Source organism: Streptomyces sp. CNH287 (assembly GCF_000424825.1).
In genome coordinates this window covers 66,623-90,936 of the sequence record NZ_AUKQ01000003.1, presented here as the reverse complement: position 1 = coordinate 90,936, position 24,314 = coordinate 66,623, and the positions used below count along the sequence as shown (strand labels likewise).

The 24,314-nt window shown below is 72.4% G+C and carries 18 protein-coding genes; 2 read left to right on the top strand and 16 right to left on the bottom strand.

From position 1 onward, the window contains the following. Window positions 1–9: 9 nt before the first annotated feature. The 12 genes from mycP to H299_RS0100270 all read right to left on the bottom strand — a co-directional run bounded on the left by mycP (window position 10) and on the right by H299_RS0100270 (window position 15,830). Window positions 10–1,350, bottom strand: a complete 1,341-nt coding sequence (gene mycP, locus H299_RS31360) for a type VII secretion-associated serine protease mycosin (RefSeq protein ID WP_486587096.1) — start codon at window positions 1,348–1,350, stop codon at window positions 10–12. Next, the gene (locus H299_RS0100320; RefSeq protein WP_027746783.1) at window positions 1,347–2,903 is read right to left on the bottom strand and encodes a hypothetical protein; all 1,557 of its coding nucleotides are present in this window, start codon (window positions 2,901–2,903) and stop codon (window positions 1,347–1,349) included. Before H299_RS0100320 ends, mycP begins: the two co-directional genes overlap by 4 nt. A 36-nt stretch (window positions 2,904–2,939) precedes the next feature. Continuing rightward, window positions 2,940–3,470 carry a hypothetical protein gene (locus tag H299_RS31355; RefSeq protein ID WP_051261978.1) on the bottom strand — a complete coding sequence of 177 codons (531 nt, stop codon included), beginning with the start codon at window positions 3,468–3,470 and terminating at the stop codon, window positions 2,940–2,942. Window positions 3,471–3,768: 298 nt separating this feature from the next. Next, the gene (locus tag H299_RS0100310; RefSeq protein ID WP_027746782.1) at window positions 3,769–6,114 is read right to left on the bottom strand and encodes a molybdopterin cofactor-binding domain-containing protein; all 2,346 of its coding nucleotides are present in this window, start codon (window positions 6,112–6,114) and stop codon (window positions 3,769–3,771) included. 118 nt (window positions 6,115–6,232) lie between these two features. Next, window positions 6,233–8,404, bottom strand: coding sequence for a 2Fe-2S iron-sulfur cluster-binding protein (locus H299_RS0100305; protein WP_051261977.1), 2,172 nt, complete (start codon window positions 8,402–8,404; stop codon window positions 6,233–6,235). Continuing rightward, complete coding sequence (locus tag H299_RS0100300) at window positions 8,401–9,318, bottom strand: FAD binding domain-containing protein (RefSeq protein WP_027746780.1); 918 nt, start codon at window positions 9,316–9,318, stop codon at window positions 8,401–8,403. Before H299_RS0100300 ends, H299_RS0100305 begins: the two co-directional genes overlap by 4 nt. Before the next feature lie 272 nt (window positions 9,319–9,590). Continuing rightward, window positions 9,591–11,318 (bottom strand): beta-N-acetylhexosaminidase, encoded by a 1,728-nt coding sequence (locus tag H299_RS0100295; protein ID WP_037757177.1) that lies wholly within the window; start codon window positions 11,316–11,318, stop codon window positions 9,591–9,593. A gap of 94 nt (window positions 11,319–11,412) precedes the next feature. Beyond that, window positions 11,413–12,246 (bottom strand): carbohydrate ABC transporter permease, encoded by an 834-nt coding sequence (locus tag H299_RS0100290; protein WP_037757175.1) that lies wholly within the window; start codon window positions 12,244–12,246, stop codon window positions 11,413–11,415. Further along, window positions 12,246–13,148 (bottom strand): ABC transporter permease subunit, encoded by a 903-nt coding sequence (locus tag H299_RS0100285; RefSeq protein ID WP_037757174.1) that lies wholly within the window; start codon window positions 13,146–13,148, stop codon window positions 12,246–12,248. Before H299_RS0100285 ends, H299_RS0100290 begins: the two co-directional genes overlap by 1 nt. After that, complete coding sequence (locus tag H299_RS0100280) at window positions 13,145–14,443, bottom strand: extracellular solute-binding protein (protein ID WP_027746776.1); 1,299 nt, start codon at window positions 14,441–14,443, stop codon at window positions 13,145–13,147. The genes H299_RS0100285 and H299_RS0100280 overlap by 4 nt, the downstream gene beginning before the upstream one ends. Window positions 14,444–14,851: 408 nt before the next feature. Continuing rightward, window positions 14,852–15,157 (bottom strand): DUF3039 domain-containing protein, encoded by a 306-nt coding sequence (locus H299_RS0100275; protein WP_027746775.1) that lies wholly within the window; start codon window positions 15,155–15,157, stop codon window positions 14,852–14,854. A gap of 97 nt (window positions 15,158–15,254) precedes the next feature. Continuing rightward, entirely contained in the window at window positions 15,255–15,830 is a 576-nt protein-coding gene (locus H299_RS0100270) for a YqgE/AlgH family protein (protein ID WP_027746774.1), read from the bottom strand. Window positions 15,831–16,029: 199 nt separating this feature from the next. On the opposite strand from H299_RS0100270, the gene murA reads away from it, so the two are divergent. Next, entirely contained in the window at window positions 16,030–17,355 is a 1,326-nt protein-coding gene (murA, locus tag H299_RS0100265; protein WP_027746773.1) for a UDP-N-acetylglucosamine 1-carboxyvinyltransferase, read from the top strand. A gap of 125 nt (window positions 17,356–17,480) precedes the next feature. Here murA and H299_RS0100260 read toward each other — a convergent pair whose 3' ends face one another. Then, a complete protein-coding gene (locus tag H299_RS0100260) occupies window positions 17,481–17,762 on the bottom strand; it encodes an HU family DNA-binding protein (protein ID WP_027746772.1) in 282 nt (93 codons plus the stop codon). Between the two features lie 385 nt (window positions 17,763–18,147). Then, window positions 18,148–19,599 (bottom strand): NAD-dependent malic enzyme, encoded by a 1,452-nt coding sequence (locus H299_RS31350; protein WP_037757171.1) that lies wholly within the window; start codon window positions 19,597–19,599, stop codon window positions 18,148–18,150. Between the two features lie 259 nt (window positions 19,600–19,858). Between H299_RS31350 and H299_RS0100250 the strand changes: the two genes are divergently transcribed. Next, complete coding sequence (locus tag H299_RS0100250; RefSeq protein WP_027746771.1) at window positions 19,859–20,065, top strand: cold shock domain-containing protein; 207 nt, start codon at window positions 19,859–19,861, stop codon at window positions 20,063–20,065. Between the two features lie 257 nt (window positions 20,066–20,322). On the opposite strand, the gene H299_RS0100245 is transcribed toward H299_RS0100250, so the two are convergent. After that, window positions 20,323–22,761 carry a UvrD-helicase domain-containing protein gene (locus H299_RS0100245; RefSeq protein WP_027746770.1) on the bottom strand — a complete coding sequence of 813 codons (2,439 nt, stop codon included), beginning with the start codon at window positions 22,759–22,761 and terminating at the stop codon, window positions 20,323–20,325. A gap of 346 nt (window positions 22,762–23,107) precedes the next feature. Next, window positions 23,108–24,310, bottom strand: a complete 1,203-nt coding sequence (locus H299_RS31345) for a uroporphyrinogen-III synthase (protein WP_037757310.1) — start codon at window positions 24,308–24,310, stop codon at window positions 23,108–23,110. Between the last annotated feature and the right edge of the window lie 4 nt (window positions 24,311–24,314).

Sequence of the window (24,314 nt, the reverse complement as noted above, 5' to 3'; positions counted from 1 at the left end):
CATTCGCAGTTATTCGTGATGCCAGCTCGGCGGCGTGGCCGGCCGAGCAGGGGTGGAGTGCTGGGTGTACAAACCCGTCGCTCCGTTCAGTCCAGGCTGGGCAGCGCGTCGTCGGCTGCGCAGGAGCAGGAAGCTGGCCGCTGCGGCGATGACGCCGGTGGTGGCCAGACCGTAGATGATCCACTCGGTGGTGGAGGCGCCAGCCTCGCTGGGGGCGGCAGCTGTTGCATCCTGCTTCGGGACGTCTGCGGGTTTCTTCGGGGGTTCAGGGGATGCCGAGGTGTTCTTTTCGGAGTACGGGCCCGGGAGGGGGTTGGTCTTCGGGTCGCCCGGGTCGCCGGGGTCCTTGAGGGCGATACGGGGGCGGATGCCCCCGTAGCCGACAGAGTCGGTACGCTCCTTGCCGCTCTTGGGCCCACCGGCGGTGTTCACCAGAACGCGGATGACCTGGTTCGCCGTCCAGTCCGGATGTTCAGCCCAGATGAGAGCGGCAGAGGCCGAGGCGAGTGCGGCGGCGTCGCTGGTGCCATGGCTCTTACACAGTTGGGTGTTGTTGTCGCAGGCAGCCACCATGTCGTCACCAGGCGCGGCCAAGTCAACTTGCCGACCGCGTTCGGACTCGGCCGTCGCACTGGCCTGCTTATCGAGTGCCGCGACTCCCACCACTCCGGGTGTCCCAGCGGGATACATGACGGGATTATCGAGTTCACCGTCGTTTCCCACTGCTGCGAAAATAAGCTTCCCCTTTGCCAGGGCGTACTTTACCGCCGATTTAATCTCGGGCGCCTCGTTCATTGACCCATTTGAGATATTGATGATCTTGGCTTCCGAGTCAGCCGCATAGCGAATCGCAGGCCCCATCCTCTTGCCGAAAGACTCTTCAGCCTCTGCCTGGTTATTACTGCGGGCACTGCCCTCCACGCGCAGCGGGAGGATTTTGGCTCCGGGAGCGAGGCCGTACGAGCCCTTGCCGGGCCCGGCCTTCCCCGTTGCGGCGATCAACGCAGCCATCCCCGTGCCGTGTCCGCTGTAGTCGTCGTGTGCGTCACCCGGCCGGTCGGTGAAGTCTTTCCCTTTGAGTACTTGACCTTGGAGGTCTGTCACAGAGCTGTCCACACCAGAGTCGATGACGGCGACGGTGATGCCTTCACCTTTGCTGACCTGCCACATCTCCTCGGCGTGCATGGCGTCCAAGTGCCACTGCTGGGAACGGACGTCCTCTGCTTGAGCGGGCGTCGCCATGACACCGACAAGCATTCCGCTTACTGCCACGAGCATGACGTTCTTCAGGTGGTGACGGACAGGACTCTTGCCTCGCATCTGCTTCCTCGAACTCTGTCGGCTGTTCATTCCACGACGGGTGGCACCGTGCGCTGCCTGCCGCTGGCCCACGTGTCGTCGTCCTCCACCAGGTAGTTGGGACGCGGCTGGCGGCGTTCCCCCGCAGAGGGCCGCCGACCGCCGGTGCCGCCCGCAAGCCCTCGCCCGGCATGCGGAGCCCCTCGGGATGCGCCGTTTCCAGCGCGCGCGGTGCCCGTGCCCGTAGGCAAGCCGCTGCCGCCCGCCGTGAACGGGCGGCCCATGGGCGCCGCGTACGGCGCCCGCGTACCACCGACCGGCCCCATGCCGCCGAGGGCACCGCCTGGTCGATACCCCATCGGGGGTCTGCTCTGCTGCCCCTGCACGGGCTCGGCACCGACGACGGAGCCACGGGGAATGCCTCGCCCCGGCTGCCCTGCCGGGGGCACCGGCTGCCCTCCGTAGATGCCGTTCCCGTGATCACCGGGAAGACGTGCGCTGGCCCTTGGCACACCCGGGCCGATCGGCAGCGAAATCGGACGGCCCACGGGAGGCGGCCCGGCCACAGGCAGCGGGGCCGACGGCTGAGAACCAGGCCCCTTGGTGTCGGAGAGCGGCTCTGCAGGCCCCCTGCCCGTTCGCTGCAAGGTGTCCGGAGACACGGCAGTAGGAACCATGGCGACACTGGCCTGCGGGCCTCCCTGACTTCCCTGACCCGGCAACGCAGGCGTGGTCACAGGAGCGGCAGGTGAGGCGTCAGGCATAGCCACTCCACCCGACAGATCAGTCGCGACCAGCGAAGCGGGCGGAGAAGAGAGCGGAGCCGAGAGTTGGCTGCCTGGCCCCGCGGTGCCGGAGGCGGCGGCCTGAGCCGCAGCAGACCCGTGTGGCACGCCCCCACGTTCTGATGGTTGCGAAGGCTGTCGACCTCTGAGCGCCTCCCGCCTCGGCGGCATGAGGTCGCCCGGCATCGGGGGGAACGTGGCCTTCTCCGGCTGGTGGATGGCCGAGGCCGTCAGCGTGTACGACGTAGCCAGCTTCCGCATCTGGCGGACCGCCTCGCCGTGGTCCTCCGTCAGCTTCGCCTGCGCCTTGACCGCCTCCTCGCGGGAGGGCCCCGCCAGGTCGCCGCCCTCGGACTTGCCCGGCGGGGATAAGTCCAGCCGGTCCAGTCCACCAGGGTTGAGCATCTCGAAAGTGCTCAAGGTCGACTTCGCCGACGACGAGTGTTTCGGCATGTCCCGCTTCACCTCGCGCAGGGTCTGTGCGGCGTTCTTCATCGCCTCGCCCGCGCCCTTGCTCATCGCCCCCAGCCGCAGCGTCGCACTCGACATACGGCTGCTCCAGGATTCGAACGAATCCGCCGCGTCACCCTCCCAGGCCACCCGCGACCGCTTGATGTCCTCCCCGATCTTGTCGATCGTCGTCGCAGCCCGGATCAGCTTCTCGCCCAGCTGCTCCGTCTGCCCCGGGTCAGCGGCCTCGATCATCCGCTCCATCTCGGGATGGGACTTGGACTCGAAATCCGTGGCCACGAACAGGCTCTGGACCAGCCGCTCCACGTCGAACCAGGACTGTCCGCCCTCGTCATGCGACTTACTCATCGGTTCGCAAACCCTCCGTCCGGGGTGCCCGGCGCCTCACAGGCCCACCTTCGAGTCGCCCTCGTCCTCACTCTTGTGCTCGCTCTTGTCCTTGCCGCCCCCGCCCGCGTCGTTCTCCTTCGCGTACGGGTCGTGCTTCGGCTCGTAGTGACGCTCCGACTCCGCCTGGATCGCCCACATCTGGTCGCGGGTGTCGAGGTCCACGTACTCGTAGCCCGAGCGGACGCCGGTGATCGCGGCGCTCAGGGCAGAGATCTGGCCCGAGAGGATGCGGGACAGTTCGGTGAGCTGCTCGTGGATGAGCGTGTACGAGTGGTGCAGGCCGGTGGCCTCGGTGAAGCCGGTGCCCAGGCCGGCCTGGGTGATGCGGTCCTCCGCTATGCGGTCCGGCTTCGCGTCGGAGCCGCCGAGTTCGTCAAGGAGTCCGTCCACCCGTTGCTTGAAGCCGCGCATCGACTCCAGCCCGGCGAGCAGTTCGCCGGGGGACGGGGGTGGCAGCCCCGGTCCCAGCGGCGCGGCTCCGGCGAGCCGTAACGATTCGTCGTCCCCCGTGCGCTGACCTGCCATGATTCCCCGCCCTGATTCAGCATTCCGCTACTCTCCGTGCCCCCTGGCATCACGATAGTAACAACGCTCAGAGTTCGCACTACAGTCCGGAGTTTTGAGCGCACGATCCGCCACTCAAGGCAGCACGTCGCCACCCGGATGCATTCTGTAGCTGAATGGTCACGCAGGGCATGAGTACGGATACTCAGATGACGGGGCCGGGGCGGCCTCGATCGGGTGCCCCGACCCCACGACGGCATGGAGCCGCGCACACCGCGTCGCAGCGCGGGCGCGCCTTGCCCCCTCGCCGCCCGCAGCCCTACTGCTGCGGCTGACCCACCGCCGCCTGCGGCCGGATGGGCAGGCGGATCACCGGGCGGCCGGTGGCGTTGCGGACGGCCGAGGCGACGGCCGCCGGGGAGACGACCACGGGAATCGAGGAGGCGGCCTTCGCGCCGAACGGCGCGACGACGTCCCGCTCCTCGATCAGTTTGACGATCCGGATGTCCGGGGCGTCCAGCGCCGTCGGCAGCGCGTAGCCGGTGAGGTCCGGCCGGCGGACGACGCCCTTGGCGACGCGGAGGTGTTCGCTCAGCGCGGCCCCGACGCCCTGGGTCACTCCGGCCTCGATACGGGCCTTCAGCTGGCGCGGGTTGAGCACCCGGCCCACGTCCTGGGCGACGGCCATCTCCACGACGCGGATCGAGCCCAGCTCGATGTCCACGTCGACGACGGCCCGTACGGCGGCGAAGGCCAGCCCGACGAAGGCGTCACCCTGGCCCGTGGCGTCCAGCGGCTCGGTGGGGTGCGGGCGGCACTGGGCGGTGGCCCACAGCTCCTTGCCCTCCAGCGTCTCGGCGACGGTCGTGGAGAGCACGCCGTCGTACGAGGTGATCTTCCCGTCCGCGATCGTCAGCAGCTCCGTGGACATGCCGAACTTCGCGGCCAGCGGCTGGAGCAGCTGCGTACGGACCATCTTCGCCGCCCGCTCCACCGCACCGCCCGAGACCCAGGTGTGCCGCCCCCGCGCGCCCGCGCCCGCCGGGGGCTGGTCGGTGTCGACCGAGGCGACGTGCACCTCCTCGATGCCGAGGGTCTCCTGCACGATCTGCCGGGCGAGGGTGGCGAAGCCCTGGCCGGTCTCGACGGCGGCGCACAGCACGGTGGCGACGGGGCCGTTGACCTTGACGGTGGCCGTCGACACCTCGTCGGCGCCCTCGGTGCCGAGCATGTGCACCATGCCCAGCGCGTAGCCGACGCCGCGCCGTACGGCTCCCGGGTCCCCCGCGCCGTCCGGTCCGCCGGGCAGCAGCCAGTCGGCCTCCGGGCTCTCCTTGGGGAGCGCGGGCAGCGGCGCCTCGCGCACGGCGCGCAGCAGCTCGGCCACCGGGGCCGGACAGGTCACCGTCTGGCCGGTGGGCAGCAGGTCGCCGGTGGACATCGCGTTGCGCAGCCGCAACTCAGCTGGTTCCAGGCCGAGTTCGGCGGCGAGCTTGTCCATCTGGCCCTCGTACGCGGCGCACACCTGCATGGCGCCCTCGCCCCGGACGTGGCCCGAGGGCGGGTTGTTCGTACGGACGGCCCAGCCGTCGATGACCGCGTGCGGCACGACGTAGGGGCCGGCCGCGAAGGAGACGGCGGCGGCGAGGGCGTCGGAGGAGGTGTCGGCGTAGGCGCCCGCGTCGAGCAGGATCTGAGCCTCGACCTTGAGCAGCCGTCCGGCACGGTCCGCGTGGTGGCGGTAGCGCAGCAGGGTGGGGTGCCGGTGAGCGTGGCCGAGGAAGGACTCCTCGCGGGTCGCGGCGAGTTTGACCGGGCAGCCGGTCTTCATCGCGAGCAGGCCCAGCGGCACCTGCATGCCGGTGTCCTCACGGTCGCCGAGGGCGCCGGGCACGCCGGTGACGACCACCTTGACCTGCTCGGGCGGCAGTCCGAAGCAGGCGGCGGCCAGGTCGCGGTCGTTGTGCGGGTCGGTGGAGGCGGTGTAGATCTCGACGCCGCCGTCCTGGCGGGGCACCGCGAGCCCGGCCTCCGCGCCGATCGGCGCCGGGTCCTGGCGGCCGATGCGGTAGAGGCCCTCGACGACGACCTCGCCGGTGACCTCCGGGTCGCCGTAGCGCAGCGGGATGTGGCGGATCAGGTTGCCGTCGGGGTGCAGCGGTTCGGCCTCGAAGGACTCCTCGGGATCGGTGAGGGGCTCCAAGATCTCGAACTCGACGGCGATGGCCGCCGCCGCGAGCCGCGCGGTGTCCGGGTGGTCGGCGGCCACGGCGGCGATGGGCTCGCCGTGGTAGCGCACGAGGTCGCGGGCGAAGGCGGGCCGGTCGGCGACGTGTCTGCCGTGCGCGGCGTCGCCGGGCACGTCCTCGTGGGTGATGACCGCCCGGACGCCGGGCATCGCGGACGCCTGGGCGGTGTCGATCGAGGCGATACGGGCGTGCGGGTGCGGCGAGCGGAGGATCGCGGCCCACAGCAGGCCCTCCGCCCACAGGTCGGCGGCGTACGCGAAGGCGCCCTCGGCCTTCGCGGGCGCGTCGACGGGCGTGAGGGAGGCGCCGAGCCCGTACGCCGCGGGCTCCGCCTCGGCCGGCGGGCCGGCGGTGGACACGCCCGCGGCCGGGGTGCCTGTGGTGACGGCGCCGGGTCCGTCGGCGGTACCGGTCATGCCGCTGCCTTTCCGCGCTGTTCGAGGGGGGCTCCGGCGACGCGCGCGCGGTGCGGCGGGCACGGCGCGTACCGCGGGCACGACGGGGGCTGGGTACGCGCGGCGCGCGGGGGGCAGTTCATACGCCGCCGCCCCCGGAGGGCTGTGCACCGCCGGCGCCCGGCGGGGCCTGGTGCGGGATGCGGGCCGGGGCCGCCGCGGCTCCGGGCTCGGGCGCACCGCCCGGGCCGCCGCCGTGCTCGGACTGCGCGGGCCCTTCCGTCTGCTCGGCCTGCTCGGCCGCCGCCTTCGCGGCACGCTCCTGCGCGACGGTGCGGACGGCGTCGAGCACACCGCGATAGCCGGAGCAGCGGCAGAGGTTGCCGCACAGAGCCTGCCGGGTCTGCAACTCGGTCGGCGCGTGGTTCCCGGCCAGCAGGTCGTGCACGGCCATCGCCATACCGGGTACGCAGAAGCCGCACTGGACCGCGCCGCACTCGGTGAGCGCGCGCTGCACGTCCGAGGGGGAGCCGCCGACGGCGAGGCCCTCGACCGTACGGACGTCGCTGCCCGCCGCCGTCGCCGCGGGCACCAGGCAGGAGGCGACGAGGCGCCCGTCGACCTGGACGGAGCAGGCGCCGCACTCGCCCTGCGAGCAGCCGTCCTTGGCGCCCGCCAGGCCGAGGCGCTCCCGCAGGACGTACAGGAGCGACTCGCCGATCCAGGCGTCGGTCACGGGGCGGTCGGCGCCGTTGACGTGCAGGACGTAGGAGGTGTGCGGGTGTTCGCTGGAGGTCGGCGCGGACGGGGCCGCCGACGCGTCGAGGGCGAACTCGGGTCCTGGGGCCGGGACGTCGGCCAGTTCGGGCACGCCGGGGTGCGCGGGGTCGGCGGGCGCCGGGTCCGCGAGGTCCGCGGGGGCGTCGGCGGGCTCCTTGGCCGGTCCCTGGTCCGCCCCTTCGTCGTAGCCGTGGTCCTCGGAGTAGCCGTGGTCCTCGGATACGGACGGGGCGTACGCCGCCGGGTCCGGGCCGTCCAGGGCCGGTACGGACACGTCGTACTCGCCGGAGTCGTCGGGCCTGGTGCGGCCGCCGAGCGAACTGTCCCAGCGCGCGCCGGGGTCGGCTGCCACCGCATGCGGGTCGTGCGGGGGCAGCGGGGCCGCGGTGTCCGCGGGTGCGGCGGCCCCGGGCGGGAGGCCGTCGGGCGCGGGGGCGTCCGGCGCGAGGGCGTCCGGCGCGGGCGCGGTGCGGCCGTACGCGACGGGGCCGTCGGCAGGCAGGCCCGGGTCGGTGGACCGGAGTTCGGTGGCCTGGAGGTCGGTGGCCTGAAGGTCGGTGGCCTGAAGGTCGGCGCCCGGGTGGGTGACCGGGACCTCCGACGGCGGTTCGCCCCAGGTGCCGCCCGAGGTGACGGGGTGCGCCGGAGCCGGGCCGCCGCCGGGCGACGGGTGCGGGCCCTGCCCGTGGTACGGATCGTGCGGGTCGTGCGGGTGCGGCTGGGCCGGCCCGCCGGGGACCGGCTCCTGCCAGGGGCCGCCCGCACCCGGCACGCCCTGGTCGGCGCCGGTGCCCGGCCCGGCGCCCGTGCCCTGGCCGTTGGTGAACGGCACCTGCCGCCGCGCCAGCGCGTCGGCGAGCGCCTCCGCCGGGGGCGTGGGCGCGCCGTGCGGGTCGTACGGCGTGTACGCGTCGGCGGGTGCCTCCGCCCCGGCGGGCGTACCGGCGCCCGTGCCGAGCGGACGGCGGACGCGGGCCTCGTGCGAGCCGGCCAGCGCGGCGGCGGCTCCCTGGCCCATGGCGGCGGCCTGGTTCGGCGGCTGCCCGGCGGAGGGCTCCGGCGCGCCGGGCGCGCCAGGTGCCCCGAAGCCTCCCGGGTCCGTGGTCGGTACGGCGAAGGGCAGGGTCCACTGGCCCGTCGCCGAGGGGTCGGTGGTGGCGGCGGGCGTCATCGGCCCGCCCCCGCCTGCCAGGTCGGCGCCCGGCGCGCCCGGACCGAGCGGGCCGCCCGGTTCCATCGGCGGCGGCGTGTAGCCGCCCTGCCCGGTGCCCGGGGCCGCGAGCGGGCTCTCGCCGGTGAACGGCGCGGCCGGGCCGCCGGCGAGCAGTTCGCTCGGCATCTGGACGAAGGCGGTGGCGTCCGCGTCGTACTCGCCGCCCCAGCCCTCCGGGGTGGCGTACGGCTGCTGGCCCTGCCCCTGGCCCGGCACCGGAGCCGGGCCCGCCGGATCGTGCGGGAGTGGCGGCGCGTGCGGATCGCTCGGGACGTGCGGGACGCGCGAGCCGTGAGGGACGTTCTGTTCGTTGCTCATGCGAGTGCCCTCCCGAGTCCGCGACGGGACAATGCGGCCACGGTACGCCGCAGATGCAGCGCCGCGGGGGGAAGTGCGGGAGCCTCCCCGCCCTCCTCCGGAGGCGGCGGGTCCGGAATGCACGCCATGGCGACATACTCCCCGAAAGCGGTCAACGCCTCGGGCGCCAGCGTGCGTCGGCCGTCCCAGTCGATGAGCGAGGCGACCCAGCGCTCCGCTTCGAGCGGGCGCAGCGGCATCGGCGCCACCGCGCCGATCGCGCACCGCACGTTGCGCCGCGCCGGGTCCAGCACGACGGCGGCGGAGGCGAGCGCACGGCCCGGTCCGGTGCGGCCGGTGGCCTTCAGGAAGGTCTGCGGCGCGTGCAGCAGCGGCACCCGCACGTAGCCCACGATCTCGCCCGCGCGCAGCATCTCCATGCCGGTCAGCAGGTGGCTCACCGGCATCTCGCGCCGGGCGCCGTCGGCGCCCGCGACGATCAGGGTCGCCTCCAGCGCCGCGAGCACCGGGAGCGTGTCGCCGGTCGGCGCCGCGCTGACGATGTTGCCGCCGAGCGTCCCGGCGTTCCGGATCTGCGGCGGTCCGGCGCCGCGGGCGGCGGCGGCGAGCGCGGGGATGAGCGCGGCGAAGTCGGGCCGCCCCATGCGCGCGAGGGTGAGGCCGGCGCCGAGCAGGGCGTGCCCGTCCAGGTACTCCCAGCCGCGGATCTCGCTGATGCGGCCCAGGCTGACCAGGGCGGTGGGGCGCAACTGCCCGGCGTTCACACTTGCCATCAGATCGGTGCCGCCCGCCACCGGCACCGCGGCGGGCATGGCGGTCAGGGCCGCCACGGCCTCGTCGAGCGTGGCCGGCAGCGTGACCGGCTGCGCAGCGGACTGCGCCGCCTGTGTCGCGTGCGGTGCGTGCGTGCTCAATCCAGCTGCCCCTTCCCCGGTTGTCCCGGCCGCACTGCCGTACGGTACGTGCTCACAACCCGGACGTGGCAACTCTGGCACATCTCCCCCGGCTGTCGACCCGAGGGTCCGCGAAGGGATGATTCATCCGTTGATCGGGGTGCCGGTCCGGAATCGGGAACTGTCACCGCTGAGTGACGATTGCCGCGCTTGAGGAACCTTGTACGAGTTTCCGTTGTGGTCCCCCACGCTCCCAGTCCGGACCGGCGTGGCGCTTCCTCCGCAGCCCCGGCTCACACGATCGGGGGCAGCCCCTCGATCGGACGTCCGACAACACCGGGGCGACGCTGCCACGGACGCGGGCCGGACGACGGGCGGTAGTCGACGCCCATCGCGTCCAGCCGGGCGAAGTGCGTACGGCGCATCCGCTCCTCGAAGCCGGCGAAGTCGCGCTCCTGCGGGGCGGGCAGGCGCGACCAGGCGACCTCGGCGAGCGCGACGAGGCGCGGGAAGACCTGGTAGTCGACCCGCTGCCGGTTCTCGGTGACCTCGGACCACATGTTCGCCTGGGTGCCCAGCACCCGCGCGGCCTCCTCCGTGCCCGCCAACTGCGGCGGTACGGGCTCGAAGTGGTAGACGTCGCTGAGGGTGCGGACGAAGCCGATGGGCACCGGCTCGTCGGCGCCGCCGTGCTGCCGGTGGTCGAGGTAGACCTGCTGCTCGGGACACATCACGACGTCGTGTCCGGCCTTCGCGGCGGCGATTCCGCCCGCGTAGCCGCGCCACGAGGAGATGGCGGCGCCCTGGGGCAGCCCGGTGTCCGTGACCGCTTCGGCCGCACCGGTGGCGCCGCCGGGTACCTCGGCGCTGCCGCCCTCGAGGATCTCGTCCCAGCCGATGAGGCGGCGCCCGCGGGCGGCCAGCCAGTACGCGAAGTGCCGCAGGAACCACGACTGGAGCTGGTCCTCGTCCTCGAGCCCCTCCTTGCGCATCCGCGCCTGCGCGGCCTCCGACTCGCGCCACTGGTCCTTGGGGCACTCGTCGCCGCCCAGGTGCACGAAGGTGGAGGGGAAGAGTTCCAGCACCTCCTCGAGCACGTTCTCGTAGAACTCGAGGGTGTCGTCGGTGGGAGCCAGCACGTTGGGGTTGACGCCCCAGGTGTCCCAGACGCCGAGCGCGGAGGTGTCGGCCACGTCGGTGTTGCCCAGCTCCGGGTACGCGGCGATGGCCGCCTGGGAGTGGCCGGGGACCTCGATCTCGGGCACGACGGTGATGTGCCGCTCGGCGGCGTACGCGACGATCTCCCGGATGTCCTCCTGGGTGTAGAAGCCGCCGTGCGGGCGGTCGTCCCACAGTTCGGAGGCGCGGTGGCCCAGTTTCGTACGCGGGCGCCAGGCGCCGGTGTTGGTCAGCTCCGGGTAGCGCTCGATCTCGATGCGCCAGCCCTGGTCGTCGGTGAGGTGGAAGTGGAGGACGTTCAGCTTGTGCGCGGCCAGCAGGTCGAGGTAGCGCAGCACGCTGTCCTTGGGCAGGAAGTGCCGCGACACGTCCAGCATCAGCCCGCGCCAGCCGAAGCGGGGCGCGTCCTCGATGCGCTGGGGCGCGATCTGCCACTGGCGGTCGGCGTCCGTGCGGGAGCGCCGGTAGGCGCCGGGGCCGAGCAGCTGGCGCAGCGTCTGGGCGCCCCAGAAGACGCCCTCGGCCGCGCCGCCGGAGATGCGGACGCCGTCGCGGGCGACGTCCAACCGGTAGCCCTCCGGGCCGAGTTCGGCGGTCACCTCCGCGTCGATGTCCAGCCGGACGGCCTCGGGCGCGGCTGCGGGCGCGGCCGGGGAAGGGGTCGCGGCGGGGGCGGCCGGTGCCAGCGGCAGGCCGGTCGCCGCGCCCAGCTCGCTGCGCAGCCACCGCGCGACGCCCTCCGTGCCGGGGCCGGCGTCCAGCACGGTGGCGGAGGTGAGGGTGAAGGGGGCCCCGTCGCCTGCGGTGCGGGTGCGGGGGGCGGGAATCAGGTCGTCCGACATGTCGTCGCTCCTGCTCAGGGTGTGGGTTTCCGAACGTGGGCTGACGGGTTGCCCCGCGGGTTCTCGGTCCCGCGGTTCTCGGTCCCGCGGGCTCTCAGTCCTTCATCGCTCCGCCGAGTCCGGAGACAAGGTGCCGCTGCACGGCGATGAAGAAGATCAGGACCGGGATGGTCATGATCGTCGACGCCGCCATGACGCCGCCCCAGTCGGGGGTCTCGGTGTCGAAGAAGACCAGCAGGGCCATCGGGAGCGTGGAGTTCTCGGTGGCGCTGATGATGAACGACTTGGCGAACAGGAAGTCGTTCCAGGTGGTGATGAACGAGAAGACGCTCGTCGCCACCAGGCCGGGGAACACCAGCGGGAAGAGGATCTGCCACAGGAATCTGGTACGGCTGGCCCCGTCGATGAACGCCTGTTCCTCCAGGGCCTCGGGTACCGCTTTCACGAATCCGCGCAGCATCCAGATGGCGAACGGCAGTGAGAAGGCGATATGCGGAATGATCAGCGAGGCCAGGGTGTTGAGCGCGTTGAAATCCCGCATGAGGAAGAACATCGGGATCGTCAGCGCCTCGATCGGCACCATCTGCGCGGTCAGGAACATGATGAGCAGCGTGGTGCGGAATTTGAAGCGGAACCGCGTCACGGCGGTCGCCGCGAGGAACGCGATGAGCGCCGAGGCGATGACGACGGCGCCCGCGACCAGCAGGCTGTTGAGGAAGTACCGCCCGAAGTCCTGCTGCTCGAAGACGCGCCGGAAGGAGTCCAGCGAGGGGCTCAGCGTCCACGGCCGCGGCTCGTCCGACTGCACCTCACCAGCCGGTTTGAAGGCGGACAGCATCATCCAGTAGATGGGGAAGGCGACGACGACGGCGATGAGCACCGCCACCGACTCCGCGGCGAGCCGCCAGGGTTTCTTGACCCGCATCATCACAGTTCCTCACCCTTCCGGCGCAGCAGTCGCAGATAAACGAGCGTGACGCCCAGCAGGATCACCAGCATGACGACACCGATTGCCGCACCGAGGCTGTACTGCGAGGAGGAGAACGCCTTCTGATACGCGTAGACATTCAGTACGAGATTCTGTCCGGCGATACCGCCGCCGTCCGTCATGACATAGATCTGGGTGAAGATCTTGAAGTCCCAGATGATGGACTGGATCGTCACCACGATGAGAATGGGCCGCAGCATCGGCGCCATGATGCTGCGCCAGATGCGCAGCGCCGAGGCGCCGTCCAGCGAGGCCGCCTCCAGCACCTCGCTGGGGATGGCCCGGATACCGGCGTACATCGTCACCATCACGAACGGGAACGAGCACCAGACGATTTCCAGGAACACCAGGAAGAACGCGCTGTAGCGCCCGTAGGTCCAGGAGTGGTCACCCAGCCCGAGCAGTTTGTTGACCGGGCCGAAGTCGGCGTCGAAGAGGAACATCCAGACGGTGGAGCCGGTGATCGCGGGCGTGGCCCAGGCGCCGAGCGCGGCCAGCATCAGGACCAGCCGCGGCAGCGCCCGGATGCGCGTGAGCAGGACGGCGAGGCTGCACCCCACCGTCAGGGTGCCGGTCACGCACAGGGCGGCGAAGACGACCGTGGCCAGCAGCACGTCCCAGAACTGCTTGTCGCCGAACAGCTCGGTGTAGTTCGCGAGCCCCTGGAAGGTGGCCGTCTCCCCGCCGCTGACCTGGGCCTGGGTGTATTCGAGGAGTGAGATCAGGCCCAGCTGGTAGATCGGGTAGGCCAGCAGGGCGGCGAGTACCAGCAGCGCGGGGGCGAGGTAGAGCCAGGGCGTCCACCTGCCCCCGCGCCGCGAGACGGGTGCGGTGACCTTCACTTGGCGAATGCCTCATCCATCTTCTTCGCCGCGTCACCGGCCGCGGCGTCGACGTCCTGCTTGCCGCTGACGATCTGCTGGAACATGGTCGGCAGGACCATGCCGGCGTCGATCTCGCCCCACGCGGGGCTGGCCGGCACGAACTTGGCGCCGTCCTCCAGCGTCTGCACGAACGGCGCGACCCACGGCTCCTCGGCGGCGATCTTCTTGCGGGTGTCGGCGAAGGTCGGCAGGAAGCCCATGGCCTTGAAGAGGCGCTCCTGCGTCTCCTTGCCGGCCAGGCGCTTCATCAGGTCGACGGCCAGGGTGCGGTGCGAAGTGCTCTTCATGACACCGACGTTGTTGCCGCCCGCGAAGCCGGGTGCGTTCTCGCCCGCCTTGACGCCCGGCAGCGGCACGACCTTGTACTTGCCCTTGACCTTGCCGTCCTCCATGGCCTGGCGGTTGAAGTCGCCGCCCAGGACCATCCCGGCCTTGCCGCTGGTGAAGGCCTCGACGTTGTCGTTGCCGGTCATCTGGGCGCAGTTGGCGGGCGGGCAGTTCTCCTTGCCGAACAGGTCGGTGTAGGCCTTGATGCCCTTCTTGGCCTCCGGGCTGTCGATCGTCGAAGTGTAGGAGTCGCCCTTCTTCTCGGCGATGTCGCCGCCGTGTGCCCAGATGAAGGGCATCGCGCCGTAGGTGTAGGCGCCGCCGACCATCAGCCCGTACATCTCGGGCCGTTCCTTCTTGATCTTCTTGGCCGTGGACGAGACCTCGGCGAGCGTCTTGGGTACCGTGAGGTCCAGGTCCTTGAATACATCGGTGCGGTAGTACAGCGCGCGTACACCCACGAAGAGAGGCGCCCCGTAGACCTTGTCGTCGACGGTGACGGACTCCGTGGCGGTCGGGTCCTGGTCCTTGGCCTCGTCCCAGGCCGCGAACTCCTTGGAGACGTCCAGGAGGCCGCCGTCCGCGACGTACCCGGCGGTGTCCGTGTTGCCGAACTCGATCACGTCGGGGGCGGAGTCCGGGTCGTTCAGCGCGCCCTTGATCTTCTCGGCGCGGCTGTCCACGGGGATGTACTGGATGTCCACCTTGGCGCCGTCGTTGGCCTTCTCGAAGTCGGCGACGACGTCGTTGACGATCTCCTGCTTCGGCTTGTTGTTGACCTCCTGGAAAAGCCACACCCGCAGGGTGCCGCTCTTGTCGTCCTTCTTGTCGCCACCGTCGGACGAGGACGGCGCGCACGCCGTCGCCGTCAGGCCGGCCAGCGTGAGAGCCGCTATCGACGCGGCCACCCGGGCGGAAACTCTCATGAGCGGAACCCCCAGCGGGATAGTGTTGCAACATTCGCAACGCCTGTTTCGTACTGCACAACTTCGCAGGAGGTTATGGGCGCGCGCACCCGCCCCACAAGAGGTCTCGACCAATCCGTGACCCGCCAAAGCGTTCCGTGCAATGCCCCCGCCGCGTCGAGGTCGCGCGGAAGTCACCGCCCCGCAGCGCACAGCGCCGTGATCACCGACCGTGACGGCACGCGACGCAGCGCGCCCCGGCCCGCCTCTGATCGAAAGAGGCGGGCCGGGGCGCGCTGTGCGGTGCCGCACCGCCCGCGTACGGGACACGGGCGGCGGCGGTGCCGGGGCAGAACCAGGAAGGGGCCGGGTCACGGCCCCGCGGGCGGCGGGCGGGCGAAGAGGGTAGGAACGGGACGGGGCGGGTGGCTACTTCTTGCCGGCGCCCTTGCCGTCCTTGCCTCCCTTGCCCCCCTTGTCGCCGCCGGCACCCATGGTTTCGAAGATCTCCTTGCACATGGGGCAGACCGGATACTTCTTGGGGTCGCGCCCCGGTACCCAGACCTTGCCGCAGAGCGCGACGACGGGCGTACCGTCGAGCGCGCTCGCCATGATCTTGTCCTTCTGGACATAGTGGGCGAAGCGCTCGTGGTCGCCGTCGCCGTGCGATGTCTGCGGGGTCGGCTCGACGAGCGTGCCGGTGCCCGCCCCGCGCTCGGGCTCGAGTGTGCTCATGTGTCCCAAGCTTACGGGCTCCCCCGCGACAGCAGGAGGACTCCCGGCGAGCGCGCGACAGCTCGGTTCAGCTCAGCTCAGCTCGGTTCAGCTCAGCTCAGTTCAGCGAGGGATCGTCCGGATAGGTCGCCACCATGGCCAGCTCGCTGCGCTGCCGGCGCAGCACCGCCCGCCACAGCCGCTCCGGATCGGGCGAGGAGACGTCCCCCGGCTCCGAATCCACCACGTACCACGCACCCTCGGCCAGCTCGGCGTCCAGCTGCCCGGCGCCCCAGCCCGCGTACCCCGCGAAGATGCGCAGCGACCCCAGCTCCCCGGCGAGCAGCTCGGGCGGCTCCTCCAGGTCCACCAGGCCGATCGCGCCGTGCACCCGGCGCCAGCCCAGCGGTCCGCTGCCGGTGCGGTCCCGGGCGGACGGCACGACGGCCACGCCCAGCGCCGCGTCCAGCGAGACCGGGCCGCCCTGGAAGACGACGCCCGGCTCGCCCGCCAGCTCGGCCCACGGCTCCAGGATGTCGCCCACCCCGACGGGCGTCGGGCGGTTGAGCACGACGCCCAGCGAGCCCTCCTCGTCGTGGTCGAGGACGAGGACGACGGCGCGGTCGAAGTTCGGGTCGGACAGCACCGGGGAGGCGACCAGCAGCCGCCCGGTGAGCGAGGACACCTCGGTCATGCGGCAATGATCCCGCACCCGGGCCGTTCGCGGGAGGTCAACGCCTCAACCGTGCGGCCCGAAGGCGTGCGGCGCGGGCACCCGGGACCGCGCGGCGGGTCCCGGGCGGACCTGGCGCGGACGCACCCGTACAGAAACCCGGCCCATGGCCATTACGCTTGCTGACGTCCCCAGCCCGTCTCCAGGAACGCGGAGATCCATGACCGGCACCGATGATGTCCTGCTAGTCCACGGTGGTACCCCACTCGAGGGCGAGATCCGGGTCCGTGGCGCGAAGAACCTCGTGCCCAAGGCCATGGTGACCGCGCTGCTCGGCAGTGAGCCGAGTCGGCTGCGCAATGTGCCCGACATCCGCGACGTCCGGGTCGTACGCGGCCTGCTGCAACTGCACGGCGTGACCGTACGCGCCGGGGACGAGCCCGGTGAGCTGGTGCTCGACCCCTCGCACGTGGAGAGCGCGAACGTCGCCGACATCGACGCGCACGCGGGCTCCTCGCGCATCCCCATCCTCTTCTGCGGCCCGCTGCTGCACCGCCTGGGGCACGCCTTCATCCCCGGGCTGGGCGGCTGCGACATCGGCGGCCGGCCCGTCGACTTCCACTTCGACGTCCTGCGCCGCTTCGGCGCGACGATCGAGAAGCGCGCCGACGGCCAGTACCTGGAGGCGCCGCAGCGGCTGCGCGGCTGCAAGATCCAGCTGCCGTACCCCTCGGTCGGCTCCACCGAGCAGGTGCTGCTGACCGCCGTGCTGGCGGAGGGTGTGACCGAACTCTCCAACGCGGCCGTCGAACCGGAGATCGAGGACCTGATCTGCGTGCTCCAGAAGATGGGCGCGATCATCTCGGTGGACACGGACCGCACCATCCGCATCACCGGCGTGGACCGCCTCGGCGGCTACACCCACCGTGCCCTCCCGGACCGCCTGGAGGCGGCCTCGTGGGCGAGCGCGGCGCTGGCGACCGGGGGCAGCGTCTACGTCCACGGCGCCCGACAGCGCGAGATGATGACCTTCCTGAACACCTTCCGGCGGGTCGGCGGCGCGTTCGAGATCGGCGACGAGGGCATCCGCTTCTGGCACCCCGGCGGCCCGCTGAACGCCATCGCGCTGGAGACCGACGTGCACCCCGGCTTCCAGACCGACTGGCAGCAGCCGCTGGTGGTGGCGCTGACGCAGGCGTCCGGCCTGTCCATCGTGCACGAGACGGTCTACGAGTCGCGGCTCGGCTTCACCTCCGCGCTCAACCAGATGGGCGCGCACATCCAGGTCTACCGCGAATGCCTTGGCGGCACCCCGTGCCGTTTCGGGCAGCGCAACTTCCTCCACTCGGCGGTCGTTTCGGGCCCCACCAAGCTCCAGGGCGCCGATCTGGTGATCCCGGACCTGCGCGGCGGGTTCTCGTACCTGATCGCCGCGCTGGCCGCGCAGGGCACCTCGCGGGTGCACGGCATCGACCTGATCAACCGCGGCTACGAGAACTTCATGGAGAAGCTGGTCCAGCTGGGCGCCAAGATCGAGCGCCCGTAGCCCGTAGCCCGCAGGCGCGGCGCAGGCGGCGTACGCCGGGCTCCGCGCGCACGCCGAGAGGGGCGGCCACCCGTGCCGGGTGGCCGCCCCTCTCACTGCCTTACAGTCCGCCAGAAGTCAGCGGATCACTTGCCCTTGGCGGCTTCCTTCAGCTTGGAGCCCGCCGAGACCTTCACGCTGTACCCGGCCGGGATCTCGATCGGGTCGCCGGTCTGCGGGTTGCGCGCCGTACGAGCGGCACGGTGGGTGCGCTCGAAGGTGAGAAAGCCGGGGATGGTGACCTTCTCGTCCCCCTTGGAGACAATCTCGCCGACTGTCTCGGCGAGCGCGGCCAGAACGGCGTCGGCGTCCTTACGGGTCACCTCGGCACGCTCGGACAGAGCGGCCACCAGCTCACTGCGGTTCATAGTCTGTTACTCCCGTGTTCTTCTTGCCGATGAGGCGTGAGTTCGAAGCCGATGCTGCCAGGGGCCTCGGACACTCCCCGGACCCGGGTCTCCGTTCAGACCCCCGCGCCCAGTGACGCATCCTGCCCCCACCTGCGGCGGGAAATCCAATCCGGCGCGCAAACCGGCACCCGGCGGAGTCACCCGAAAAGTGCCATTGGTTCGCGGCTGACGCTCCGTAGGCTCTGTCCGTGCGGCTCCCGCAACACTAAGGGGGCCGTACGGGTGCCGCATCCCGCGACGCGCCGGTCCCGGGCAGGCGGAGGCTCGTGGTGACCGACCTCTCACCAGGAGGACGGCTCCACGCGGCCCGCTCCGGGCGCGTCGCGGCGGGCTGCGGCGGGCTTCAGTCCGTCAGCTCGGACGGCTCACCCGGCCCGCTCTCGTCGGCGCCACGCGGCGGCCTGGCGGCGTTGCGCACCGCTCCGGCGACGGCGCCGGAGACCTTCTCGTTGAAGACGCTGGGGATGATGTAGTTCGCGTTCAGCTCGTCCTCGTGCACCACGTCGGCCAGCGCCCGCGCCGCCGCCAGCATCATCTCGTCGTCCACCGTGCGCGACTGCGCGTCCAGCAGGCCGCGGAAGACACCCGGGAAGACCAGCACGTTGTTGATCTGGTTGGGGAAGTCGGAGCGCCCGGTGGCGACGACGGCCGCCGTACGGCGCGCCTCGGCCGGGTCCACCTCCGGGTCGGGGTTGGCGAGCGCGAACACGATGGCGCCCGGCGCCATCGTCGCCACGTCGGACGCGCCGAGCACGTTGGGCGCGGAGACGCCGATGAAGACGTCGGCACCGGCGACGGCCTCTTTGAGGGTGCCGGTGACCCCCTCGGGGTTGGTGTTCGCCGCGATCCAGCGCAGCGGGGAGTCGGCCTCGGCGTTCACCAGGTCGGTGCGGCCCGCGTGCACCACCCCGTGGATGTCCGCGACGACGGCGTGCTTCACGCCGGCCGCCAGCAGCAGCCGCAGGATCGCCGTCCCGGCGGCGCCGGCCCCGGACATGACGACCCGTACGTCCTCGATCCGCTTCTCGACCACGCGCAGCGCGTTGTGCAGCGAGGCGAGCACGACGATGGCGGTGCCGTGCTGGTCGTCGTGGAAGACGGGGATGTCCAGCGCCTCGCGCAGCCGCGCCTCGATCTCGAAGCAGCGGGGTGCGGAGATGTCCTCGAGGTTGATCCCGGCGAAGCCGGGGGCGATGGCCTTGACCGTCTCCACGATCATGTCGGTGTCCTGGGTGTCCAGGCACAGCGGCCAGGCGTCGATGCCGGCGAACCGCTTGAAGAGGGCCGCCTTGCCCTCCATCACCGGCAGCGCGGCCTGCGGGCCGATGTTGCCCAGGCCGAGCACGGCCGAGCCGTCGGTGACCACGGCGACGCTGTTGCGCTTGATGGTCAGCCGGCGCGCGTCCTCGGGGTGCTCGGCGATCTGCATGCACACCCGGGCGACGCCGGGGGTGTACACCATCGACAGGTCGTCACGGTTGCGAATGGGGTGTTTCGACGACATCTCGATCTTGCCGCCGAGGTGCATCAGGAACGTACGGTCGGAGACCTTGCCCAGCGTGACGCCCTCGATGCCGTGCAGCTTGCCGACGATCTCGTCGGCGTGCGCCGTGGAGGTCGCGGCGATCGTGACGTCGATCCGGAGCCGCTCGTGACCGGACGCGGTGACGTCGAGACCGGTGACCGAACCGCCCGAGGACTCCACGGCCGTGGTGAGCTGACTGACCGCGGACCCGCCGGCGGGGACCTCAAGACGGACCGTCATCGAGTACGAGACGCTTGGCGCCGTTGCCATGACCGACTTCCTCTGCTTTCCCTTGGCGCGGTGCGCCGTGCGCGGCACACCCCGAGATAATCCCACCTACCTGGGGATGCGCGGTAATCACCCTCCGCTGCCGGAATCTCACTTCCACCATACGAGAGTGCCACGGCCGCACGGAACCTCCGCGCGGATACGGATGATCAAGGGAAATGCGCCCTCAATCACCAGAAATCATCCCAAGGCGCCCTAGGATCTGGCCCGCAAACCTCTGCACTCACGGGAGACCAAGGACATGGCTCAGGGCACGGTCAAGTGGTTCAACGCGGAGAAGGGGTACGGCTTCATCGCCCAGGAGGGCGGCGGGCCGGACCTCTTCGTCCACTACAGCTCGATCAACGGCGACGGCTACCGCAGCCTCGAGGACACCCAGCGGGTGGAGTTCGAGATCGGCCAGGGGCTCAAGGGCCCGCAGGCAGAGGGCGTCCGCGTCATCGCGTAACCGGGACGGAGAACGCGGCAGGCGACGCGGCAGCCGCCCCGGCGGACGGGGAACGCAACGGAGAACGCAGGAGGTGGCACCGACCCGCCAGCTCGCCTCGCGGCAAGTGGTCGCTCGTAGCGACTATGGTTGGGCCCGGGGGCATGGATCGGGCCGGTGCCACTCACCAGGCTAACAAAGAGTCCCACAAGGCGATTCCCCTCTCACGGGGCCGATTCCGCCGCCGCCCCCGGGCCGGGCCCGCCCTCCGGGCCGCTTCACTCCCGCAGCAGGTCGGGCACGCCCTCCGCGTCCGGCAGATCCCCCTCGCCCGAGAGGATCGTCAGCCGCTGCGTGGCCCGCGTCAGCGCCACGTACAGCACCCGCAGCCCGGCCGGGCGCTCCCCGGCGGCGGCCTCCGCGCGCGCGGCGATCCCCGCGATCTGGGCCGGGGAGACGACGAGCGTCGCGTCGTACTCCAGCCCCTTGGCCTCCAGGCTGCCCAGCGCCACCGCCCGCTCCCCCAGCCCGGCCAGCCATTCCCGTGCCTCCGCGCGCCGCTCCATGGCGACGACGACACCGACCGTGCCGTCCACCTCGTCCAGCAGCCGCTGCGTCTCCTCCCGCACGGACGCGCCCAAGTCCCCCTGCGCGACGGCGAACCGCGGCTCCAGCCCCGTGGAGCGCACCGCCCTCGGCGGCACCGCCGCGGGCACCGCCAGCGCCAGCACCCGGTCGGCGAGCACGGCGACCTCGGCCGGGTTGCGGTAGTTGACGGTCAGTTCGAAGCGGCGCCGGGGCCGGGTGCCGAGCGCCTCGTCACGGGCGGCGGCGGCCTCCTCCGGATCGGTCCAGGAGCTCTGCGCCGGATCGCCCACCACCGTCCACGTCGCGTGCCTGCCCCGGCGGCCGACCATCCGCCACTGCATCGGCGTCAGATCCTGCGCCTCGTCCACGATCACGTGCGCGTACTCCGTGCGCTCCTCGGCGAGGCGCTCCGACCGCTCCCGGCGGCCCGGGTTGCGGTCCGCGGCGGTCGTCAGCTCCTGTACGCCCAACTCGGCCAACAGGTCGGCCTCGCTCGGCTGCCGAGGGCGCGCGGGCGTGCCCAGCAGCACCTGCAACTCGTCCAGCAGGGCGACGTCGTGCACGGAGAGCGGACCCTGCCCCGCCGCGTCCAGCCTGCGCAGCGAGCGCGCCAGCCGCCGTACCTCGGCCCCGCGCAGCACGCGGCGCGACCAGCGCTCCAGCCGCCGCTCGTCCGCCATCGCGGCGAGCACCCGGCGCGGGGTCAGCTCGGGCCACCAGGCGTCCAGGAAGTCGAGGAACTCCGGCTCCGTCGAGACGTCCTCGTCGAAGGCCGCCCGAGCCTCGGCGGCCAGCTCCGGATCGCCGGGGTGCCGACGGTCCCCGCCGGACTCGGCCCACAGCGCGTCCAGCACGAACCGGCGGGCGCGGGGGCGCATCAGGTTCACCGGGGCGGTGCCGCCGAGCACCTGCGCCCTGGCCCGGCGCAGCTCCTCGGGGCCCAGCTCGATCCGCGCGCCGAACGCCACCACCCGCAGCCGGGTGGGCGTACGGGGCGCGGCGCCGTCGCCGGAGCCGTCGGGGCCGCCGGAACCGCCCGCCGCGCCCGGGGTGCCGCCGGTCCGGGCCGGCGGGGTGTCCAGCGCACCGCGCGCGGCGTTGCGCAGCACCCGCACCATGCGCCCCGACCCCTTGATCCGCGCGACGGGCGGCGGGTCGTACGCCGTGCGCGCGTCGCGCCCCTGCTCGGCCCCCTCGCCCAGCGAGCCCAGCGCCCGGATGGCGACCTGCCCCTCCTCACCCAGCGACGGCAGTACGCCCTCGGTGTAGGACACCAGCAGCGGCGTCGGGCTCACGATCAGGATGCCGCCCGCGTAGCGCCGCCGGTCCTGGTAGAGCAGGTAGGCGGCCCGGTGCAGGGCGACCGCCGTCTTGCCGGTGCCGGGTCCGCCCTCGACCTCGGTGACGGAGGCGGCGGGCGCCCGGATGACCAGGTCCTGTTCCGCCTGGATGGAGGCGACGATGTCGCGCATGGCGTGGCCGCGGGCCCGCCCCAGCGCGGCCATCAGCGCGCCGTCCCCGACGACGGCCAGCTCGGCGCCGTCCAGGAAGGCGCGCACCTCCGGGCGCAGCAGGTCGTCCTCCACCGAGAGGACGCGGCGCCCCTTGCTCCGGATGACCCGGCGCCGTACGACCCGTCCGGGCTCGACCGGGGTGGCGCGGTAGAAGGGCGCGGCGGCGGGCGCCCGCCAGTCGATCACCAGGGGCGAGTAGTCGGCGTCGAGCACGCCGAGGCGGCCGATGTGCAGCGTCTCGGCGATGTCGGCGCTGCCGTCGGCCCGGACCGCCGACTCCTCGGGCTCCACCGACAGGAACGCCCCGTCGGCGCCGCGCACGCTGTCCTTGCCGGACAGCAGGTCGACGCGGCCGAAGAGGAAGTCCTCGAACTCGCTGTTGAGCCGGTTGAGGTGGATGCCCGCGCGGAAGACCTGCGCGTCGCGCTCGGCGAGCGCTCCCGGGGTGCCGACCCTGGAGCGCTCCGCCGCGTCCTTCATGAGGAACTCCGCCTCGTCGATCTTCTCCTCCAGGCGGCGGTACACCTGGTCGAGATGGTCCTGCTCCGCGCGGATCTCGCGGTCCCGGCCACCGTCGTCCCGTACGGCGTGCCCGGCTGTGTCCTGCGCTCCCAACGCGGTCCCCATTCTTCCGTCCTCAGAGCCTGTCGGGTGGCTTCGGCCGGACGGCGGACGCGGCCTGGTGCACCGCACCGCTCCCCGGCCCCGCCGGGCCTGGGGAGACCCCGTCGCTCGCTCCGTCTCAGCTCTCCTTGAGTGCCCCGGAAGCCGGGCCGGGCGGTGGCGGCCCGGTCAGGGTCCGCCCCGATCGGAAGCCGCCCGACAGGCTCGCGGGGCAGCCGTCAACCGTACGCGACCGACGGGGCGGTGCGCACCCACGCGCGCGGTGCCGCGAGCCGCTGTGTCGCAGGCCGGTGTCGCAGGCCGGAGGCGCCGCACCGGGGTGCCGCGCCCCCGCGCGTCACGGCGTACGGGGCGGCCCGAGCGGCTCGGCGGCGATGCGGTAGCCGCGCCCGTCCACCGTCAGGATGAGGTCCGGCGTCCCCAGCGCCGCCCGCAGCCGGGCCGCCGCCGTCTCCAGCGCCGTCTCCACCGCGTGCTCGCCGCCGCCCGGGCCGGGCGGCGCATCACCCAGCGCACGCAGCAGGTCCGCGCGCGGGACCACCCGGCCGGGCCGCTCGGCCAGGACCCGCAGCAGCGCCATGCCGTCCGGCGGCACCGCGCGCAGCTCGCCGTCCACGACCACCGCGTGGCCGCGGACCGCGACCTGGTGCCCGGAGATCTCCAGCACCGGCCCGCGCTCCGGCAGCCGCGCGCACAGCAGTTGCACCAGCGGGCCGAGCCGGAAGCGCTCCGGCTGCCGGGCGGGCAGGCCGTACGCCTCCAGCGGCGCCGCCGTCACCGGGCCCACGCAGGCCACCAGCACGTCTTCCCGCAGCGCGTCCACCAGCGCGTCCCGCAGGGCGCGTTCGGCGGCCCGCGCCAGCAGGGAGGAGGCGGCGGGCGCGCTGGTGAAGGTGACCGCGTGCACGGAGCGGGCGAGCACCGCGTCGATCAGCCGGTCCACCGGCGCGATGTCCTCGGGGGGCAGCCAGCGGTACACCGGCACCCCCACCACGTCGGCGCCCGCTTCGCGCAGCGTCGCGACGAAGCCGGACAGCGGATCGCCGTGCAGCTGGACGGCGATCCGCCGCCCTCGTACGCCCTCCTCCAGCAGCCGCGCGAGGACCTCCGCCATCGACTCCGAGGCGGGCGACCAGCTCTCCCGCAGCCCGGCCGCACGGACCGCGCCGCGCACCTTCGGGCCGCGCGCCAGCAGTTCGGCGGACGCCATCCGCTCCCGCAGCGCGTCCCCGGCGCCCCAGCCGTCCGCCGCCTCCAGCCAGCCGCGGAAGCCGATGGCGGTGGTGGTGACGACGACGTCGGGCGCGGTCTCGATCAGCCTGGTGGTGGCCGACCGCAGCTCGGCGTCGTCGGCCAGCGGGACGATGCGCAGGGCGGGCGCGTGCATGACCTCGGCGCCGCGCCGCTCCAGCAGCGCGCCCAGTTCCTCGGCGCGGCGCGCGGCGGTGACCCCTACGGTGAAGCCCGCCAGCGGCCTGACCTCGCGCGGGGGTGCGGCCTCGTCCTGCGGTGCGGCCTCGTGCGGTGTGACCTCGTCCATGCGC

What these genes read in the sequence shown, in the direction of transcription:
- H299_RS0100320 (WP_027746783.1), bottom strand. Translation starts at nt 2,903, where the DNA reads ATGAGTAAGTCGCATGACGAGGGCGGACAGTCCTGGTTCGACGTGGAG.
- H299_RS0100275 (WP_027746775.1), bottom strand. Translation starts at nt 15,157, where the DNA reads ATGAGCACACTCGAGCCCGAGCGCGGGGCGGGCACCGGCACGCTCGTC.
- H299_RS31350 (WP_037757171.1), bottom strand. Translation starts at nt 19,599, where the DNA reads ATGGCAACGGCGCCAAGCGTCTCGTACTCGATGACGGTCCGTCTTGAG.
- H299_RS0100290 (WP_037757175.1), bottom strand. Translation starts at nt 12,246, where the DNA reads ATGATGCGGGTCAAGAAACCCTGGCGGCTCGCCGCGGAGTCGGTGGCG.
- H299_RS0100250 (WP_027746771.1), top strand. Translation starts at nt 19,859, where the DNA reads ATGGCTCAGGGCACGGTCAAGTGGTTCAACGCGGAGAAGGGGTACGGC.
- H299_RS0100280 (WP_027746776.1), bottom strand. Translation starts at nt 14,443, where the DNA reads ATGAGAGTTTCCGCCCGGGTGGCCGCGTCGATAGCGGCTCTCACGCTG.
- H299_RS0100305 (WP_051261977.1), bottom strand. Translation starts at nt 8,404, where the DNA reads ATGAGCAACGAACAGAACGTCCCTCACGGCTCGCGCGTCCCGCACGTC.
- mycP (WP_486587096.1), bottom strand. Translation starts at nt 1,350, where the DNA reads ATGAACAGCCGACAGAGTTCGAGGAAGCAGATGCGAGGCAAGAGTCCT.
- H299_RS31345 (WP_037757310.1), bottom strand. Translation starts at nt 24,310, where the DNA reads ATGGACGAGGTCACACCGCACGAGGCCGCACCGCAGGACGAGGCCGCA.
- H299_RS0100270 (WP_027746774.1), bottom strand. Translation starts at nt 15,830, where the DNA reads ATGACCGAGGTGTCCTCGCTCACCGGGCGGCTGCTGGTCGCCTCCCCG.
- H299_RS31355 (WP_051261978.1), bottom strand. Translation starts at nt 3,470, where the DNA reads ATGGCAGGTCAGCGCACGGGGGACGACGAATCGTTACGGCTCGCCGGA.
- H299_RS0100260 (WP_027746772.1), bottom strand. Translation starts at nt 17,762, where the DNA reads ATGAACCGCAGTGAGCTGGTGGCCGCTCTGTCCGAGCGTGCCGAGGTG.
- H299_RS0100295 (WP_037757177.1), bottom strand. Translation starts at nt 11,318, where the DNA reads ATGTCGGACGACCTGATTCCCGCCCCCCGCACCCGCACCGCAGGCGAC.
- H299_RS0100310 (WP_027746782.1), bottom strand. Translation starts at nt 6,114, where the DNA reads ATGACCGGTACCGCCGACGGACCCGGCGCCGTCACCACAGGCACCCCG.
- murA (WP_027746773.1), top strand. Translation starts at nt 16,030, where the DNA reads ATGACCGGCACCGATGATGTCCTGCTAGTCCACGGTGGTACCCCACTC.